Origin of the sequence: Larsenimonas rhizosphaerae (assembly GCF_023700005.1) — a bacterium.
Classification (GTDB): domain Bacteria; phylum Pseudomonadota; class Gammaproteobacteria; order Pseudomonadales; family Halomonadaceae; genus Larsenimonas; species Larsenimonas rhizosphaerae.
In genome coordinates, this window is sequence record NZ_JAMLJK010000002.1 from 230,026 (window position 1) to 248,365 (window position 18,340).

Annotated in this window: 17 protein-coding genes; 10 read left to right on the plus strand and 7 right to left on the minus strand. The window is 62.1% G+C overall.

The genetic code is table 11. The features are described from left to right. Positions 1-37: 37 nt before the first annotated feature. The 4 genes from NAT21_RS11050 (at position 38) to NAT21_RS11065 (ending at position 3,679) form a co-directional block, all read left to right on the plus strand. Positions 38-649 carry a TetR/AcrR family transcriptional regulator gene (locus NAT21_RS11050; RefSeq protein WP_250938398.1) on the plus strand — a complete coding sequence of 204 codons (612 nt, stop codon included), beginning with the start codon at positions 38-40 and terminating at the stop codon, positions 647-649. A gap of 81 nt (positions 650-730) precedes the next feature. After that, positions 731-2,125 (plus strand): DNA (cytosine-5-)-methyltransferase, encoded by a 1,395-nt coding sequence (dcm, locus tag NAT21_RS11055; protein WP_250938400.1) that lies wholly within the window; start codon positions 731-733, stop codon positions 2,123-2,125. A 57-nt stretch (positions 2,126-2,182) separates the two neighbouring features. Continuing rightward, positions 2,183-2,719: a lactoylglutathione lyase gene (gloA, locus tag NAT21_RS11060; protein ID WP_250938402.1), complete on the plus strand. Its 537-nt coding sequence runs from the start codon at positions 2,183-2,185 to the stop codon at positions 2,717-2,719. Positions 2,720-2,767: 48 nt separating this feature from the next. Continuing rightward, positions 2,768-3,679 (plus strand): DMT family transporter, encoded by a 912-nt coding sequence (locus NAT21_RS11065; protein ID WP_250938405.1) that lies wholly within the window; start codon positions 2,768-2,770, stop codon positions 3,677-3,679. A gap of 33 nt (positions 3,680-3,712) precedes the next feature. On the opposite strand, the gene NAT21_RS11070 is transcribed toward NAT21_RS11065, so the two are convergent. From NAT21_RS11070 to NAT21_RS11085, 4 genes are read right to left on the minus strand one after another with little or no spacing between them, the layout of a single operon-like run. Continuing rightward, the gene (locus tag NAT21_RS11070; protein WP_250938407.1) at positions 3,713-5,122 is read right to left on the minus strand and encodes an ABC transporter ATP-binding protein; all 1,410 of its coding nucleotides are present in this window, start codon (positions 5,120-5,122) and stop codon (positions 3,713-3,715) included. After that, on the minus strand, positions 5,119-5,952 hold the full coding sequence (locus NAT21_RS11075) for an ABC transporter permease (protein ID WP_250938411.1): 834 nt from the start codon (positions 5,950-5,952) through the stop codon (positions 5,119-5,121). Before NAT21_RS11075 ends, NAT21_RS11070 begins: the two co-directional genes overlap by 4 nt. Then, positions 5,949-6,893: an ABC transporter permease gene (locus NAT21_RS11080; protein ID WP_250938413.1), complete on the minus strand. Its 945-nt coding sequence runs from the start codon at positions 6,891-6,893 to the stop codon at positions 5,949-5,951. The genes NAT21_RS11075 and NAT21_RS11080 overlap by 4 nt, the downstream gene beginning before the upstream one ends. Before the next feature lie 2 nt (positions 6,894-6,895). Further along, entirely contained in the window at positions 6,896-8,428 is a 1,533-nt protein-coding gene (locus tag NAT21_RS11085; protein WP_250938415.1) for an ABC transporter substrate-binding protein, read from the minus strand. 291 nt (positions 8,429-8,719) lie between these two features. Here NAT21_RS11085 and NAT21_RS11090 point away from each other — a divergent pair, with 291 nt between their 5' ends. Both NAT21_RS11090 and NAT21_RS11095 read left to right on the plus strand, forming a co-directional pair. Beyond that, entirely contained in the window at positions 8,720-9,391 is a 672-nt protein-coding gene (locus NAT21_RS11090) for a bacteriorhodopsin (protein ID WP_250938418.1), read from the plus strand. Positions 9,392-9,442: 51 nt separating this feature from the next. Continuing rightward, a complete protein-coding gene (locus NAT21_RS11095) occupies positions 9,443-10,345 on the plus strand; it encodes a Brp/Blh family beta-carotene 15,15'-dioxygenase (RefSeq protein WP_250938420.1) in 903 nt (300 codons plus the stop codon). 183 nt (positions 10,346-10,528) lie between these two features. On the opposite strand, the gene NAT21_RS11100 is transcribed toward NAT21_RS11095, so the two are convergent. Further along, entirely contained in the window at positions 10,529-11,479 is a 951-nt protein-coding gene (locus tag NAT21_RS11100) for a 2-hydroxyacid dehydrogenase (protein ID WP_250938422.1), read from the minus strand. Between the two features lie 125 nt (positions 11,480-11,604). Here NAT21_RS11100 and NAT21_RS11105 point away from each other — a divergent pair, with 125 nt between their 5' ends. The 3 genes from NAT21_RS11105 to NAT21_RS11115 all read left to right on the plus strand — a co-directional run bounded on the left by NAT21_RS11105 (position 11,605) and on the right by NAT21_RS11115 (position 15,090). Further along, positions 11,605-12,618: an aldose 1-epimerase gene (locus NAT21_RS11105; protein ID WP_250938423.1), complete on the plus strand. Its 1,014-nt coding sequence runs from the start codon at positions 11,605-11,607 to the stop codon at positions 12,616-12,618. 119 nt (positions 12,619-12,737) lie between these two features. Continuing rightward, positions 12,738-13,331, plus strand: coding sequence for an NAD(P)H:quinone oxidoreductase (gene wrbA, locus NAT21_RS11110; RefSeq protein WP_250938425.1), 594 nt, complete (start codon positions 12,738-12,740; stop codon positions 13,329-13,331). A gap of 376 nt (positions 13,332-13,707) precedes the next feature. Next, on the plus strand, positions 13,708-15,090 hold the full coding sequence (locus NAT21_RS11115; RefSeq protein WP_250938427.1) for a GntP family permease: 1,383 nt from the start codon (positions 13,708-13,710) through the stop codon (positions 15,088-15,090). A 41-nt stretch (positions 15,091-15,131) separates the two neighbouring features. Here NAT21_RS11115 and gloA2 read toward each other — a convergent pair whose 3' ends face one another. Beyond that, positions 15,132-15,548, minus strand: a complete 417-nt coding sequence (gloA2, locus tag NAT21_RS11120) for an SMU1112c/YaeR family gloxylase I-like metalloprotein (protein ID WP_250938429.1) — start codon at positions 15,546-15,548, stop codon at positions 15,132-15,134. Next, positions 15,545-16,609 carry a histidinol-phosphate transaminase gene (hisC, locus tag NAT21_RS11125; RefSeq protein WP_250938430.1) on the minus strand — a complete coding sequence of 355 codons (1,065 nt, stop codon included), beginning with the start codon at positions 16,607-16,609 and terminating at the stop codon, positions 15,545-15,547. Before hisC ends, gloA2 begins: the two co-directional genes overlap by 4 nt. Before the next feature lie 132 nt (positions 16,610-16,741). Here hisC and NAT21_RS11130 point away from each other — a divergent pair, with 132 nt between their 5' ends. After that, complete coding sequence (locus NAT21_RS11130) at positions 16,742-18,334, plus strand: sulfatase-like hydrolase/transferase (protein WP_250938431.1); 1,593 nt, start codon at positions 16,742-16,744, stop codon at positions 18,332-18,334. Positions 18,335-18,340 lie beyond the last annotated feature (6 nt).

Sequence of the window (18,340 nt, forward strand, 5' to 3'; positions counted from 1 at the left end):
ATACATGAGGATAACCTCACAAAAACATTTTATGAAGATGCCCTCACAAAAGTCAAATGCAACCAGCGCGACCGCCCGGGCACCCAAACGCTCCCGTGGGCGACGACGTGTCGAGGATCTGTTGAATGCGGCGGTTACTACCTTTGCCGACAAGGGATTTGATGCTGCGACCATGACCGAAATCGCCGCCACGGCCAGCGCCCCGATCGGCTCGCTTTATCAGTTTTTCCCGACCAAGACTGCTCTGGCGCAGGCCCTGCTGGCCCGCTATGACGCTCATCTATCGGCCCGGCTGGACGCCATTTGTGACAGTGCCACCGAGGTAACGCTTGGCGAGTTCACCAGCCTTTTGCTCAATGTGTTGATGTCACTTGAAGTCGAACGGCGCTGTGCAATGACGCTGCTGGAGGCGCATACCGTTCCACCGGACTGCCGGAAGACGCTCAGGCGCAGCCTCAGAACCGGTACGGCTCGTGCCCTGCGGGCCCGCGCGCCCGAATTGAGCGATGACGAGATCGAGGTGACCGCCGTGGTCGTAGTCAATGCCATGAAGGCCATGGTCCATATGGGCGAGGAGGCCGATCCGGTCAGGGCGCGGGCCAGCTGGCATGCCATGGTAGAAGGCTGGCTCGGCGCACAGTGTCACTGAGGCCAGGTTCCGGTCGCATGGTGTTCCTGGTGGGGATATCATGTGGTCTTTGGTCACAGAATTTACCCAGCGAGATATGCCATGACCTCCCGGTACGCCGCATCAGCTTCCCCTTACGATGACCTTGACGAGCGCGAGCTGCTCGAACGCGTGCTGGCCATTCATGGCCAGGGTCAATTGGCTCGGGTGCTCAGTGACGCCGAACCCGGTAACTGGTGCCGCGAGACCATCAATCGCTGGGTCAAGGGGAAAGGCGCACCACGGCTGACGCTGGCCGCCCACCGGGCCATGTGTTCACTGCTGCCCCCACCCCCTGTCCGGCAGGCGCCTCCGGCCTTTCGCTTCATTGACCTGTTTGCCGGTATCGGTGGCCTGCGCCGCGGCTTTGATGCACTGGGTGGCGAGTGCGTCATGACCTCCGAGTGGAACAAGTACTCGGGACGTACCTACCGCGCCAACTATTACTGCGATCCGGCGCGTCACATCTTCAATGAAGACATCCGCGACCTGACCCTGAGCCATCGTCCTGATGTGGATGAAGCCTCTGCCTATCGCCATATCGATGCCCAGGTGCCGGACCATGACGTTCTGCTGGCAGGGTTTCCCTGTCAGCCGTTTTCGCTGGCCGGTGTCTCGAAGAAAAACTCGATGGGGCGCAAGCACGGGTTCGAATGTGATGCCCAGGGAACCCTCTTTTTCGATGTGGCCCGGATTCTGGCGGCCAAGCGCCCGGCGGCCTTTTTGCTGGAGAACGTCAAGAACCTCAAGAGTCATGACCGGGGCAAGACCTTTCGCGTGATCTGCGACGCGCTGGATGAACTGGGGTATGAGGTGGCTGATGTCGAGGCTCCCGGAGGGCGGGATCCGAAGGTGGTTGATGCCCGCCACTTTGTGCCGCAGCACCGTGAGCGCATCGTGCTGGTAGGCTTTCGCCGTGATCTGGACGTGCATGAGGGCTTTACCCTGCGCGCGCTTGAACACCTGTACCCGGCGCAGCGGCCCACGTTCGGCGACATGCTGGATAACCCCGTGGATGAGCGCTATATCCTGAGCCCCAAACTGTGGGAATACCTGTTCGAGTACGCGCGCAAGCATCGCGAGAAGGGCAATGGATTCGGCTTTGGGCTGACCGGCCCGACCGATACCGCACGCACCCTGTCGGCGCGCTACCACAAGGATGGCTCGGAGATTCTGGTCGACCGGGGCTTTGATCCACAGGATGATTTTTACAGCGTGCACAATCAGGCACACCGGCCGCGCCGACTGACACCCCGGGAATGTGCCCGGCTGATGGGCTTTGACCGGCCCGGTGAAGGTGATTTTGTCATTCCGGTTTCTGATACCCAGGCATATCGGCAGTTTGGCAATTCCGTGGTGGTGCCGGTGTTTGAAGCCGTGGCCACGCTGATGCATCCACGCATCATGCAGGCGGTTGAACGTGCCGAGCGGGTTCAGCAGTTTGAGCTGTCCTTTTAACCCGATGTGATCCGCTGCGCCGGCCCGTCCGGCGTGGCCCTTACCAGGAGAGTAACGATGTCCTTTACCGAAATGGCGCCTGGCGTTGCCGCGCAGGCCCCTTCTGCCACTGAAGGGTTCCGCCTCAATCATTCCATGCTGCGGGTCAAGCACCCTGAAACGTCGCTGGCCTTTTATTCCACGGTGTTTGGCATGCGTCTGCTGCGCCAGCTCGATTTTCCCGAACTGCAGTTCACGCTGTACTTTCTGGGCCATCTGGCAGAAGACAGCCAGGTTCCCGATGACGCTGCGGCACGCACAACCTGGACGTTCTCGCAGACCGGTCTGCTGGAACTGACTCACAACTGGGGCAGCGAAAACGACCCGGAGCTTCACTACCACAACGGCAACGATGCCCCGCAGGGATTTGGCCATCTTTGCATGTCGGTGCCTGACCTGGATCGTGCCGTGGCCTGGTTTGATGCCAATTCGGTGGACTTCGTCAAGCGTCCGAATGACGGCAGAATGAAGGACGTTGCCTTCGTCAAGGACCCTGACGGGTACTGGATCGAAGTGGTCGAACCGGCGCGGCTGAGCCACCTCGGACAGGCGTGACCGCACTGACGGAACATGATCCTGGATCGCCCCTGAAAGGAGTATCGAATGTCTTCACCCCGTGGTGGCGAAGCCTCCGGGCTATTGCTGTTGCTGGCTCCCGGCCTGTTTCTGGTGTTGTGGTCACTGGCCTTTCCGGTGTCGAAGCTGGCCATTGCCTATGTCGACCCGATGCTGCTTCTGGTGTTGCGTTATGCGCTGGTGCTGGCGGTACTGCTGCCGCTGTTGCTGTTCATGTCACCGGCCTGGCCGACAACGCGGGCCCAATGGGGGCATCAGGCGGTGGTCGGGGTGCTGATCCAGACGGTCTATTTCGGGCTGTGCTATACCGCGTTCGGGCTGGGAGCTTCTGCCGGTACCGTCGCACTGGTGGTATGTCTGCAGCCGGTGGTGGTGGCGGTTGCCTCGCCGTGGCTGGTGGGTGAGCACCAGGGCGCACGCTCCTGGTGTGGTCTGGTACTGGGGCTGGCAGGAGCCGTGATCGTTATCTGGTCCAAAAATGATCTGTCATCAAGCAGCCTGTGGGCCATCCTGTGTGCGGTTGGCGCGCTGGCCGGCATGAGCGGTGCAACCCTTTATGAAAAGCGGTTTGGCGTGGCTCAGCACCCGGTGGTGTCCAATACCATCCAGTACGGGGTAGGCCTGATTACCGCATTGCCGCTGGCTCTGGCCTTTGGCCATCTCGAGTTTGAGGCCAATGCCGTGTCGCTCGGGGCGCTGGCCTATCTGGTACTGGGCAGTTCATTGGTTGCCGTGTCGCTGTTGCTGATGATGGTGCGGCGTGGGGAAGCCGCGCGGGTGTCGTCGCTGTTTTACCTTGTGCCCCCGGTGGCCGCGCTGATGGCCTGGTGGATGATCGATGAGCCCATGCCATCCCTGGCCTGGGTGGGCATGGCTGTTGCGGCCGTCGGAGTGGCGCTGGTGCGTCCACCCCGACGGACACTGGCGCGCCGGGCCTGAGTATCGGGGCCGTACTCTGAAGTGCAGGGTGCATCAGCCACTCAGCACCACCTGGCGGTCACAGCTTGCCGTAATCAACGCGGGATCATGACTGACCAGTAAAACGGCGCAGTCGTGTTCTCGCGCTACATCGGTCAGCAGGGCCAGGGTGTCCTGCTGAGTGATCGGGTCCAGCCGTGAGGTGGGCTCATCGGCGAACAGAAATACCGGCTCCAGCAATAACGCACGCAGGATCGAAAACCGCTGAAGCTCGCCACCGGAAAGCTGGCCCGGCTGACGCTGCAGCAGCCGGGCGTGCAGCCCCAGACGGGTCATCAGCAGAGGAATGCGCCCCCGGTCGAGGCGATGCCTGGCGCACAGGTCCTCCAGCAGGGTGTGCAGCGTCCAGTGGGGGGCAAAGGCCGCGGGCGGGTCCTGGTAGAGCTTTTGAAAGCGCAGGGGAGCGTGGCCCCGTGCCCGGTGCACGTGGCCCTCATCCGGTGTGATGATGCCCAGCAGAATATCCCCCAGCGTGCTTTTTCCACAGCCACTTGGCCCGGTCAGCCCGACAATTTCACCCGGGGACAGGGTGAGGGACAGGTTGGAAAAAAGCACCCTGTTCCCTCGTTTCATGCGCAGCGTCCGGCCTTCGATGACCGGTTGAGCGGATGCAGGGGCAGGTGATGCAGGTGCCGGCCAGTGTCTGGGGTCAGCAGCAATCAGCCGTTTGGCATATTCGCTTCTGGGGGCATCAAGCACCGTACGGGCCTCGCCCTGTTCAAGGCATATACCGTCGCGTACGACCATGATGTCCCCCCCCAGCTGACGGGCAACATCGATGTCGTGGGTAATGGCGAGCAGGCTGCTGCGCTCGTTCAGGGCTTCCCTGAGCAGCGTGACCACCTCGTCCCGGCGGGTACTGTCCAATCCCTTGGTGGGCTCATCGGCAATCACGATGGGCGCTTCGGTGGTGCGGGCCGCAGCAAATGCCGCACGCTGTGCCATGCCACCGGACAGGGCCTGGGGCAGATGCCGGCGACAGTCTGCCAGCCCCAGCCGCATCAGGGACTGATCCGTCGCATGCTGTGCCGCCGACCTTGACCGCCCGGCGACCAGGCGGTGGCCTTCTTCGATCTGTGCTCCGATTCGCATGGTGGGATCCAGTGCGTGCCAGGGTTCCTGGGGCAGCAGCGCGAAATGGCGCCCCCACCACTTTGCTCGTGCTCGCGCGGGGAGGGCCAGAAAGTTGCGGCCCTCGACCATGACATCGCCCCTGGCGCGCAGACCGGGCGGAAGGGTTCCCATGACGGCCTGGGCCAGCAGGCTCTTACCCGAGCCGGTTTCGCCCAGCAGGGTCAGTGGACGTCCGGCATGCAGCGTAAACGAGACCGGGTGGAGCAGGGTGTGTATCGGGGGCTGCGTGGTCTCCACGCACAGGTTTCGAACCTCCATTAATGGGGTCATTGCGGTTCTCTTCCAGCCAGTAATTGAAAGCTCAGCACCATCAGAAAGAGCATGATGACCGGCTGGGCCAGCAGCCAGGGCGCTTCCTGATAGAACGGGAACAGTTCGGTCATCATGAGGCCGAGCTCCGCGGTCGGGGGGCGCAGGCCGATGCTGACAAACCCGAGCGAGGAGACGGCGAGGACGGCGGTGGAGGCTCCGAAGGCCGCCAGCGTGGTCACCTCGGGTGCCAGTTCCGGCCAGAGGTGACGCCTGAAGATATAGCCGGGACCAAAGCCCAGCATTCTGGCGCACTGTACCTGAGGGGCGCTGATCAGGGTGCGGGTGGCCGTGCGTACCACACGGAAGTATTCCACCCACAGTACCAGTGCAATGCCGACGTACAGTGACCAGAACGTGCCGGGGGCAATGGCGGCCAGCAGCAGCACAAGCAGCAGGCCGGGCAGGGCCAGTACCACGTCAGCGACCAGCCCCAGGGAGCGGTCGACAAGCCCCGGACGCCATCCGGCGATAACGCCGAATACAACGCCTGGTACGGCAGCACTGGCGACACTCAACAGGGCCAGCCCCAGCGACAGTCGCACCGCCTCGGTCAGCCGTCCCAGCATGCTGCGTCCCAGCGGGTCGGTTCCCAGCAGGTGCTCCGCCCCGGGGGGCGTCAGTGTGTGCATCAGATCCTGGTGATGCGGCGAGACGTCATGCCATAGCGGCACCAGCCATCCAAAGGCGATCAGTAGCGCCAGCAGCAATGCGCCTGCCATGCGTGCGCGTGGCAGGGGAACGCGCAGCCGAAGCAGCGGAATACGATGATGTGTGGCGGTGGTCGTCATGATGTCTGTCTCAGGGGATCAAGGCCGCGGCAGGCCAGGTCGACCAGCGCGTTGAGCAGGACGAAGCCCAGCCCCAGTACCAGCGCCGTGCCCTGAATCATCGGCACGTCGCGGGCAACCACGGCGTGTACCAGTGCATGGCCGATACCGGGCCAAGCAAACAGCGATTCGATGACGACCACGCCCTCCATCAGGTAAATCAACTGTACGCCCAGATAGGCCACGACCGGCACGCTGACATTGCGTAGCCCGTGCCGGTACAGCGCCTGTCGGGCACTTAGGCCCTTTTGTCGGGCAAAGGCGTAAAAGGGGGAGGCGGCGACGCGGGCCATGGCGTGGTGGGTTACCCGGCTTGATACCGCTGCCAGCCCGAGGGCCAGAGCCATGGCCGGCAGCCACAGATGCGTCAGGTGACCGGATCCGGCCGCGGGCAGCCAGCCAAGTGTGATGGAAAACAGCATGATCAGCCCCAGGCCGATCACAAAGGGCGGCAGTGAACGCATCGCCACCGCCAGAGCCAGCCCCAGACGGTCGAGCAGCCGGTGGCGTGACAGGCCGCTGGCCAGCCCGAAGGGCACGCCAATCAGCAGTGCCATTACGATGGCGACTCCGGCAAGCTGCGCTGAATGTCCCAGCAGGTGCTGCAGTTCACCGGCAACCGGCTGGCCACTGACCAGCGAGCGGCCAAGATCCCCGCGGGCCAGATCACCGAACCACTGCAGATAAGCCTGTACGGCGGATCCTTCAAGTGCCAGCTCGGCTCGAACAGCCTCTGCGGCGGCGGCAGTCACCTGCTCATGACCATACCGGCCGGCGGCAATCCGGTATGCCATGTCCCCGGGCAGGGTACGTGTCAGAACAAAGGTCAGGGTGCCCACTACCCAGGCCACCAGACCGGCCTGGCATACACGCTGGAGCAATGACATGGCCAATGGCGGCATGATCAGTCTCCCCAGCGCATGTCAGCGAGCCGGTAGCTGCGCTCGAACGGGTCGAGAGACACCCCTTCAAGCCGGGAACTGGCTGCCAGGGTCTGCATGTAGGACACCACCGGAATGACCGGACGCTCGTCCGCCAGCAGGGTAGCAGCCTGTTGTGCCAGGGCATCACGGCGGGCCGGGTCAGTGTGGCGTGTCAGCTCTGTGAAGATGTCCTGAAGGGCCGGGCTGGACCAGTTCATTGCCCCCCAGTCACCGCCTGTCGGACCGAAATCCTGCATCAGGGTCGGCAGTGGGTCCGGCACCAGGCCGTAATTGCGTCCCAGAAGTGCCATATTCAGCGAGCCGTCCTGATGGCTGGCGGGAATTTCGCTGGCATTGCCGACATTGACCTGAACATCCATGCCCAGCTCCCGGAGCTGCGCCTGCAGGGCCGTGGCAATGACGGGCAGTTCAGGGCGGTCGGCAAAGGTGGTCAGGGTAAGGGCCAGACGCGTGCCGTTTCGGGAAAGGATACCGTCCGGACCGGGGGTCCAGCCCTCAGAGGCCAGTAGCTGACGGGCCCTGTCGAGGTTGCGGGCTTCCGGAGCGCGGTCTGACAGGTGCCAGCGTGCCATGCTGGGGGGAAGCAACTGATGTGCTGCGGCGTCACTGCGGCGCAGAATCCCTTGCGCAATGCCGTCACGGTCAATGCCCAGACTGATGGCGTGGCGCAAGGCCGGTGTATCAAGCCCCGGATGAGTCGCATTGAGTTTCAGAGCCACCGTCCGGGGAATCGGCTCGGCAAAAAGGGCAAGGCCGGGTGTCATGCGAAGCCGTGCCAGGCTGACCGGATCGAGGGTGAACACCAGATCGGCATCACCACTTTGCGCCATCAGCGTGCGTGTTTCGCTGCGAGGTGCGGCCAGGTAGCGGGTGGTGGCAATGGCGGGTGCCTTGCCCCAGTACGCTTCGAAGCGGGTACTGTCCAGTCGTTGGGGCAGTGCCAGTTGAGTGACCTGATAGGGCCCGGTGGCGATGATGCGGGTCACCTGGCCGTCATTATCATAGGCAGCCGGCGCCAGGATCTGGGTGGAATAATGGCTTAACAGGGCCGGCAGTGCGGCAAAGGGCTGTGCCAGTACCAGATCCACGCCCTGGTCGGTCGGAGTGACCTCCAGGATATCGGCCTGAGCCAGAACACCCGGGCGGTCCAGGGTTCGTTCGAGCGAGGCTGCGACGCTTTTCGGAGTCATGGGTGTGCCGTCATGAAAATGCACTCCCTGCCGCAGGGTCAGGTGCCAGTGAGTGGCATCCGGGCTTTGCCACCGGGTCGCAAGGCCTGGCACGAGCGCACCGGTATCATCACTGTCGATCAGGGTTTCAGCCACCTGCATTCGCCCCAGAATGAGGCCGGACTGAACCGGGTCAAGGCTGTTGATTTCCCAGGGCGCGACCACGTCCAGCCGGTCATCGTCGGCACTGGCTGGAAGGGCGGCAAGCAGGAGGGGGACCAGTAGCAGTCGGCACAGCAGAGACAGGGGAGGCGGGCGGTGCATGAGGCATCCTTCAATGTTGATTTTGTTATTTTATAACATAACTTTCATTGGCTGGAGATATGGGGTTCAGGCTGTTAAGTGGAAATTAAGTAAAGGGGAATGTGCCGACGCTTCACGCGCTCCAGGGCATGACAGGGAGAAGAAAAATCTTTTTTAGCGATTTCTGGCAGAACATGAAATGACTGTACTAGGCTTGCCCTTGCGTTAAGTTCCATGAAAGGAAGAGGCGCGCTGGCAGCGGGTTGCCAGGTTCAACCAATGACTTGAGAGCATAGGCAAAGGAGTGCAGACATGTCCTCATCAGTACAATTTTCCTTCATCATCGGCTGGATCGCGATGCTGGCCGGTGGCCTGGCATTCTGGCAGATGAGTCGGGGGCTATCGCCAAAACAGAAACACCATGGCGTGGCAGCAATGACCATTGTGTTTGTGGCGTTTGCCAGCTATTTCGCGATGGCACTCGGCCAGGGCGACATTGCCTACAATGGACGGGACGTCTTTTTTGCGCGCTATACCGACTGGGTCATCACGACGCCGATCCTGCTGGTCAGTCTGGCCATGATGGCGACCGATGCCCTGTCGCGCCTCAGAACCCTGGTGTGTGCACTGATTGCCGCTGATGTGTACATGATCATCACGGGGCTGGTCGGCAACCTGTCCACCGCGCCGTACAACTATTACTGGTGGGTCATCAGCATGGTGGCGTTTTTCGTCGTGCTGGGACTGATCTGGAAGCCCCTGGCTGCAGAAGCGGTCAATGGCCCCAATCCTGGTGCCTTCAAGACGCTGGCGACCATGCTGACCGTACTCTGGATCTGCTATCCGATCGTGTGGCTGATCGGGTCATCCGGGTTCAACGTTATCTCCACGGCTGTCGAGAGCTGGCTCTATCTGGTGCTGGACGTGACCGCGAAGGTCGGGTTCGGGTTCGTGGCACTGGGCGCTGCACGCAAGCAGGCGTAGTGGCTGGTCCGGGGCGGCTGATGGCCGCCCCTCCTGTTATGGAGACAGGTCATGAACGCCAGTGACATGGATGCCAGGCGTACCTTTTACCGGTTTGCGCTGGGGGCTGCTCTCCTGCTTGCCACTCACCTGACCGGCGCCTCGTCCGGTATGGGTATGACGGTGCTGGTTGTCGGTGTCGCGGTGCTCGGCTTGCCTCACGGGGCCTTTGATCACCTGCTGGGCCAGCGAATCCTGCGTGGCGGCCTGCTGAAGCAGTACTGCCGCCGTCCCCTGCCGGCATTACTGCTGTTTCTGCTGTTGTATATCAGCCTGTCCATGACGCTGATGGCCGGCTGGATTGCAGCGCCCGCCCTCGGGCTGTGGCTTTTCCTGCTGATTTCGGCCTGTCATTTCGGGACGGACTGGCGTGGCGCATTGCCCATGGCGCCCCGGTTGGCCTGGGGGGCGCTGGTCATTGCCACCCCGTTTCATGCACGACCCGAGGCGGTGTCGGGCATCATTCAGGCACTGGCCATCGACGACCCCGCGCCCTTTCTGCAGGTAGCGCCGTGGGTCTTCTGGGGTGCACTGGCACTCATGCTTATGGCCCTGCCCCGACTGCTGAAGCAGCGCGCTGTACTGGCAAGCCTGGTGTTACTGCTGGGGGCGGGCTGGCTGTTCAACCCGTTACTGTACTTTGCCTGCTACTTCTGTGCGTGCCACAGCCCGATTCACTTGCGCGAAATTCGTCGGGAGCTGGGGATTCGCTCTGCCCGTCAGGCCTTGTGGATGGCTGGCCCGGTCGTGATCGTGACCTGGATTGCCGCCAGTATCGGCTACGCCATCATGGCGCACTACAGTGTGGCCTCTCCACTGTTGAAGATGACGTTCATCGGCCTTGCCTGCCTGACCGTGCCTCATATCATCGTTGAGTGGCTGGACCATCGTATCGGTGTGCCGGAGCCGCACTGAGCGTCACGCCGCACACAGGCGTCAGAAAGCGCTGGAAAACCGTGATGCTGACCAATCTGCACCTGGCCCCGGCGTCGAGGCCAAGTGCCAGGCCGCTGCACTGCCTGACCTTCTGAACTGATCAATATTTACCGTTGCACAGTCGTCATCCATTCCGTGGAAAGAGTGGGTAGTGACTCCGATTCATACAAGAGGCACGGGCGTAACCGGCGCGTCACCGCGGCGGATGGCGCTGACATTTTCAATGACCAGCGCGATGGTGGCGTCGATGGCACTGGGCGAGAGGCCGGCGGTATGCGGGGTGAGGATCACTTGCTCTGTCAGTGCTGAAAGCTCTGCGGGTACTTCCGGTTCATCTTCCAGCACATCCAGTGCCGCCTGCCCGAGCGTGTTGTGATGCAGGGCATCGATCAGCGCCGCTGTATCAACCACGCTGCCGCGCCCGATGTTGATCAGTAGCCCTTTGGGGCCGAGGGCGTCCATCATCTCGCGGTTGACCATGTGCCGCGTGGCTGATCCGCCGGGCAGGGCGGCCACCAGGATATCGACCCCCTGTGCCAGTGCCAGGGGGTCGCTGTCGTGGGTGTAGGGCAGGTCGGTGCGGGCGTGCCGGCTGTAATAGCGCACCGGCATGTCAAACCCGTGCCAGGCCCGGTGGGCAATGGCCTGGCCGACGTTGCCCATGCCCAGAATCCCCAGGGTCTTGTCATGCAGGGCCGGCAGGCTTCGCCTGACCTCGTCCCAGCGCCCTTCGCGGACGGCCCTGTCGCTTTGCACTATCCGGCGCAGACTGGCCAGCATCAGCCCGAATGTGTGATCCGCCACGGTGCCTGCATTGGTCCCCGGGCCATGGGTGACGGCAATATGGCGGGCGCGCGCCGCCTCAACATCAATGTTTTCAAACCCCACCCCCTGCGCGCAGATCAGTGTCAAATGGGGTAAACGGTCCATTTCCTCGGCGGTGAAGCCGATCGTGCCAATCGTCAGCACGGCTGTAATATGCTCGCTCTGCGTGGCGATCAGCGTCTCCCGGTCCTCGTTCGTGCGGGCGAGGTGCAGGATGATATCGGCATCGGCGAGCTGTTGGCGATGATGCCGGGACAGCGGGGTAACAACCAGCATATGGATGGGCATGATGTCCTCGTTATCGGTACCGCGTGATCAAGGGTGGGCAAGTGGCGCCAGGCTTCTACTATAAGAACAGTCTGGCACAGTCACAGGACGCAGCGTAGACCTGCCGTCCGGCAAGGGAGAGCATCATGGGATTTGTGATTACGCAGAAAACACGCCACGGCGCACCGGCCGTTGAGGTTCGCGATCAGGACGGGGCATGTCGGCTGGTACAGTCGGCCCGGGGGGCGACGCTGACCGAACTCGTGTTGCGCACCCCGGAAGGGCGGCTGGAATCCGTCATCGACGGCTATGCCAGTGACGAGGAGTTCGACAGCGGTGATGGCGCGCGAAGTGCGGTACTGGCTCCCTTTTCCAACCGGATCGCCGGTGCCCATTACGGATGGAACGGCACCACTCATCGCCTGCCTCATGACGAGGGCAAGCACGCTCTGCATGGCATCGCCTGGCAGCTTCCCTGGACCCTTGAACATCAGGAGGCTGATGACGTGCACGCGGAGCTGTGCTGGGCGCTGTCGCTGACCGAAAGCTGCCTGCCCGGGTATCCGTTTCCCCTGTTGCTTGAACTCACCCTGACCCTCGCCGAGAACCGGCTCGACTGGTCACTGGCAGCAACCAATGTCGGCCAGGAGGTCGCTCCCGTCGGGCTGGGCTGGCACCCGTACTTTCTGCCGCCGGGAGGCAAGCTTGATGCCTGCAGTGTCAGGTTGCCGGCCAGTCAGACCGTGGTCACCAACGATGAGTTGATTCCACTGCCTGGAGAGCAGGCCTTTGATCCGGCGCCTCCGATGCCGCTGCAGCTGGAGGGGCAGGTGGTGGATCAGTGCTATACCGTGTCGCCAGCGGTGGTGGGGGATGGTGTCGTGTCCGAACTGAGCGCTCCTGGCGTGGATTATGCCGTGGTGGTTCGTCAGGAGCATGGCGTGGTGCATCTGTTTACCGGCGATCCGCTGACGTACCGGCCGCGCAAGTCACTGGCCATCGAGCCGAACGAGTTCATGCCGGATGCGTTCAACCGGGAAGAGTGGCGCACTGCCCTGGCACTTGAGCCGGGCCAGCGTCGTGAGTTCGGTGCCACGGTGTCCCTTGAACGCCCATTGGGAGAAACCGCCACGGGCGCACCGGACATTGCCATGGCCTGAGCTCGGTATCGCATTCAAAAAATCGATGCGTAGCGTGGAATTATTTCGTTTTTGTACACGCAGTAACCGTTCTACGCTCAACAGGAATCAGGATTTTTGCGTGTAATCAGGAGGACGTAATGGCCAAGGTACTGGTGCTTTATTATTCAATGTATGGACACATTCAAACCATGGCCGAGGCCGTGGCCGAGGGGGCGCGCAGCGCCGGCGCCGAGGTGACCATCAAGCGTGTGCCGGAAACGATGAGCGAGGAAGCCGTCAAAAATGCGGGCGGTCTGACTGACTACGCTCACCCGGAGGCTACGCCGCAGGAACTGGCCGATCATGACGCCATCATCTTCGGTACTCCGACCCGCTTTGGCAACATGGCCGGTCAGATGCGTACCTTTCTGGACCAGACCGGCGGGCTGTGGGCGAGCAAGGCGCTGTTCGGCAAGGTTGGCAGTGTGTTCGCCTCGACCGGCACGGGCGGTGGTGAAGAGCAGACCATTACTACCTTCTGGCCGACCCTTGCCCACCACGGGATGGTGCTGGTGCCGATCGGTTACGGCACCGACGAGCTGTTTGATATTTCACAGGTCAGTGGTGGTACGCCCTACGGTGCGACTACCCTGGCCGGCGGTGACGGCTCTCGTCAGCCGGATGATCGAGAGCTGGCGATTGCCCGCTATCAGGGCAAGCTGGTCGCGGAAACGGCGGCCAGACTGGCCTGACTTGAATGATGGTGATGTTGCAATAAGCGCCCCTCGGGGCGCTTTTTCAGTTTCCGGGCCCTGGAAAGTGGCGCACGTCATTCCACGTCATCGCGATATGCCATGGTTGGCCTGTCTGCCGTTGATACCGGCACCGCCCCGCGAGGGCACGATAATCTGCTCGGTCAACATGCGGTGGCAACGGGCTGTTGTCTGTCTGGTTAACAGGCCCTGTCATCAGCGAGGTGCTGGACCACCCTGTTCGAGATGAACGAGCCGTATCGTTTTTGCCAAAGCCATCATGATGCGCTTGTATTAATTTGGTCTAAATTAACGTCCCATGCCCACGGGATACTGTTGTCTCGGGGTGTCAGTGGACAGGCCAAAAGGAGTCATCATGGCGGGTATTCTTCTGATTGTTATTACTCTGGGATTATTGATCTATCTGGCCTGGCGCGGCGTGTCGCTCCTGATTCTGGCCCCGCTGCTGGCGGTGATTGCCGCAGGTATCAGCGGGTTGCCGATGCTGGGCAGCTATACCCAGATCTTCATGGTGTCGATGGGACGCTTTGTGGTGGCGTATTTTCCGCTGTTTTTGCTGGGGGCATTGTTCGGCAAGCTGATGGAGTTTTCCGGCGCCGCCAGAAGTATCGGCTACTGGACTGTCAATCGGCTGGGTGAGCGACATGCGATTCTGGCTATCGTGGTGTGCTGCGCCGTGCTGACCTATGGCGGGGTGTCCCTGTTTGTGGTGGCGTTTGCGGTATTCCCGATCGCGCGAGCGCTGTTCAAGGCCGCGGATATTCCTGCGCGACTGATCCCCGGGGCAATTGCGCTGGGGGCCTTTACCTTTACGATGACGGCCTTGCCGGGCACGCCGGCGATTCAAAATGCCATTCCGATGCCTTATTTCGGAACGACGGCCTTTGCTGCGCCCTGGCTTGGGCTGGTGGCATCGCTGATCATGATGGCCGTGGGATATGTCTGGCTCAAGCGGCGGGCTGCAGTCGCGCATCGTCACCAGGAAGGGTTTGCAGACAGCCTGGCGGCGGAGGAGACGGTACAGGAAAGCGAGGAGGAGGGCCTGCGGCCGCCGTTATGGAAGGCGCTGGCACCGATCATTGTGGTGCTGGCGGCGAACCTGGTGCTGTCAAAGCTGATATTGCCCGGACGCGATTATGCCTGGCTGGCAACGCCCGCCTGGGGGGCGGCCCGCCCCGAGGATGTGATCGGGGTATGGTCGATCATTGCCTCCCTGTTTCTGGCCTGCCTGACGGTGATTGTACTGAATCTGCGCCATCTTCGCTCACTGGGCGCGTCGCTGGGCCCCGGGGCACAGGATGCGATGCTGCCGATTTTCAATACGGCGTCCCTGGTCGGGTTTGGTGCGGTCATGGCTGCCCTGCCGGCCTTTGCCGTACTCAGGGAAATGATCCTCTCCATGGCACCGGGCAATCCGCTGATTTCCCTGTCAGTGTCAATCAATCTGCTGGCGGGGATTACCGGCTCGGCCTCCGGCGGCATGAGTATTGCGCTGGAAACACTGGGCGCACGTTACATGGAGCTGGGCCAGGCTGCCGGGATTGCCCCCGAGGTGCTCCATCGGGTAACCGCGGTGGCCACCGGTGGGCTGGATGCCCTGCCGCATAACGGGGCCGTTGTCACGTTGCTGGCCATCTGCGGCATGACGCATGGCAAGTCCTATCTGGACATTTTCGTGGTGGCTGTCGCCGGGCCGGTGCTGGCGCTGAGTGTGATCGTGGCCATGGCCAGCCTGTAATGGTTAAAAAGCGCCCCTAGGGGCGCTTTCAGGGTATGCCACTACAGAATGGGCGGTGTGTCGGCGGTCACTTCATACAGTTCCAGCGGCGTGCCGTCCGGGTCCTTGAAGAAGGTAAAGCGCTGGTGCGTCAGCTCATCGATACGTACCGGCTCCGTGGCGACGCCATGGTGCGTCAGATGCGCGATGGCACCTTCGATATCGGCGACAGCAAAGGCCAGGTGGCGCAGCCCACAGGCTTCCGGCTGATCGACCCGGGCCGGCGGTGATGGAAATGAAAACAGCTCCAGTTGCACGTTACCCGGCAGGCGCACATCAAGCTTGTAGCTGTCTCGCGCCTCGCGATAGGTCTCCTCGATTACCTCACCGCCCATGATCTCCAGGTAAAACGCCCTGGCCGCAGGGTAGTCGGCGGTGATCAGCGCAACATGGTGAATGCCTTTCAAGCCCAGGCTCATGCATTGACTCCTGTCATGACGTAAATCGCATCGATCAATTGATCCATTTCATCGTCGGTACCAATCGAGATCCGCAGGAACTGATTCAGTGAGGGTTTATCGAAAAAACGGACCAGGATGCCGCGCTCACGCAGGCCGGTAAAGAGCGCTTCTGCGTCGATACTGCGTGGTCGCACGAACAGGAAATTGGTGCAGGAGGGCAGTACTTGAATATCAGCCTGTTCAAGGGCGGCACGGGTGCGCTCCCGGGTCGCGATCACGGCGTTGCAGCAGGCACGGAAATGCTCGTCATCCTGCATGGCAGCCACCCCGGCGGCAATGGCGATGCTGTCGAGGGGGTAGGAATTGAACGAGTCCTTGACCCGGTTCAGTCCGTCGATCAGCTCGGGTGAACCGATGGCGTAGCCGATCCGCAGACCCGCGAGGCTACGGGACTTGGAAAAGGTGCCGGTAACCAGCAGGTTGGGAAAACGGGCCAACAGGGGAACCACTGACTCTCCGCCGAAATCGACATAGGCTTCATCCACCAGTACCACCCGTTCGGTATAGCGTTCCAGCAGGCCGGCAATGGCCTCGCGGGAGTGGGCGTGGCCGGTCGGGGCATTGGGGTTCGCGAAGACAACGCCGCCCGAGTCGGTCGGGAAGGCATCAAGGTCCACCTCAAGGGCCTCGGTCAGCGGCAGCCGGTTCATGGTGATACCGTAAAAGTCGCAGTATACCGGGTAGAAACTGTATGAGATCGTCGGCACGGCCAGTGCTTCGTCGCGTTCGAAAAAGGCCTTGAAGGCCAGTGCCAGCACTTCATCGGAGCCATTGCCGACAAACACCTGTTCCACGGCGACGTCATGGTGGCGTGCGATGGCTTCACGCAGCGCATGAGCGCCAGGGTCCGGGTACAGGCGCAGGCGGTCGATGGCGTACTCGCGAAGCACTTCGGCAACGCCCGGGGCCGGCGGGTAGGGATTTTCGTTGGTGTTGAGCTTGATCAGCTTTTCGCGGGGCTGTTCGCCGGGCACATAAGGTGTCAGCGCCCGCACGGCAGGGCTCCAGAACTGGCTCATGATGACTCGCTTGTTGAAAGAATGCGTACAGGACAGGGAGCTTCATAGTGACGCTGTGCGTCAGACGGTGCAAGTCATGTGCTGTTGTAACGGTTATGCTCGGTATCTCCCCTGTCGGATGGAAGTATTGTCATGCCATCGCTGCGTAGTATTTCTGCCCTGGCCGGCTTGCTGGTGGCCGTATTGATCGTGCTGCTGCCCGGGCAATTCGAGGCACTGACCAGCCCCCGGGCCTGGTGGCGACCTCCGTTCGAGCCTGGCGTGGCACTGGCGCTGCTTGTTCTGGTTCCGGCGCGCGGGCGGCGCATGCTGGCCTGGGGGCTGGCCCTTCTTTTTACACTGATGCTGGTAATGAAGCTGGCAGACATGGCGGCCCTTGGTGCCTACTGGCGCACCTTTGATCCGGTATCGGACTGGCGCCTGCTCGGCCCGGGGTGGAACGTATTATCCAATACGGTCGGAGTGGGGTGGGCCCGAGCAGGTCTGCTGCTGCTGCTGGTTCTGCTGATCCTTGTTCTGGTGGTGCTGGGTCGAGGGTTCGAGGCAGCCGCACGAGGGGGCGCCGGATGGCCGCGTCGCGCCCTGGCGGCCAGCCTTGGATGTAGTGCGCTGGTGCTGGTCATCGGTGGCCTGGGTGGTAACGGGTGGGCGGCGACAACCACGGCGAGCATCGTGGCACACGTCAGGGAGTCCCGGAGCAACCTCGAAGGGCTGGCCGAGCTGAAGGCACGCGTGGCGCAGGCTGATCCGGACGACCAGCCGGGGGCACGGCTTTTTACCGGTCTGCGGGGGCGAGACGTGCTGCTGCTGTTCGTGGAGTCCTATGGGCGCAGCGCCCTTGATGACCCGCGCTATCAGGCGAGGGTGCGCGGGCGGCTTGAAGTCATCGAGCACTCACTGGGGCGGGTGAACTACGAGGCGCGCAGTGGCTGGCTCGAGTCGCCAACGGTAGGCGGGCAGAGCTGGCTGGCCCATTCCACGTTGTTATCGGGGCTATGGATCAATAGCCAACGGCGTTACAACTGGCTGACAGGCACCTCACGTCTGACATTGACGCAGCTGTTCGGCCGGGCCGGCTGGCGCACTGTAGCGGCCATGCCTGCCAATACCAGAGCGTGGCCAGAGGCGGATTTTTATGGCTATGACACGGTTTACGACGCCAGAAGCCTGGGCTATGAGGGGCGGCCGTTCAATTGGGTCACCATGCCGGATCAGTTCACGCTGGCCTCGGTCTATCAGCGTGAGCTGGCCGCCCGGGATGATGTGCCGGTCATGCTCGAAGCCGCGTTGATTTCAAGCCATGCGCCCTGGACGCCGATTCCCACGCTCAGAAACTGGGATCAGCTGGATCGGGGGCGGGTGTTCAATGATGAGGCAGTCGCAGGCGACCCGCCCGCCGTGGTCTGGCAGGACCCGGAGCGGGTACGCGCTCAGTATCTTGAATCAATCGATTACACCCTTCAGGTCATTGGCAGTTTTGTGACGGCGTATCAGCAGACCGATCCTGTCGTGATCGTTCTGGGAGACCATCAGCCGGCGTCGATCATTACCGGCGACAGGGCGACCCGGCAGGTGCCCATGCATATCCTGGCCCCGCGAGGCAATGCGCTGCTGGATGAGGCGACCGAATGGGGCTGGACGTCAGGCATGATTCCGGCCGCAGGGCAGCGGCCGGTGGGCATGGATCAGTTCCGGCACATGCTGGTGACGGGGCGCGAGCGGTAAGGCGCG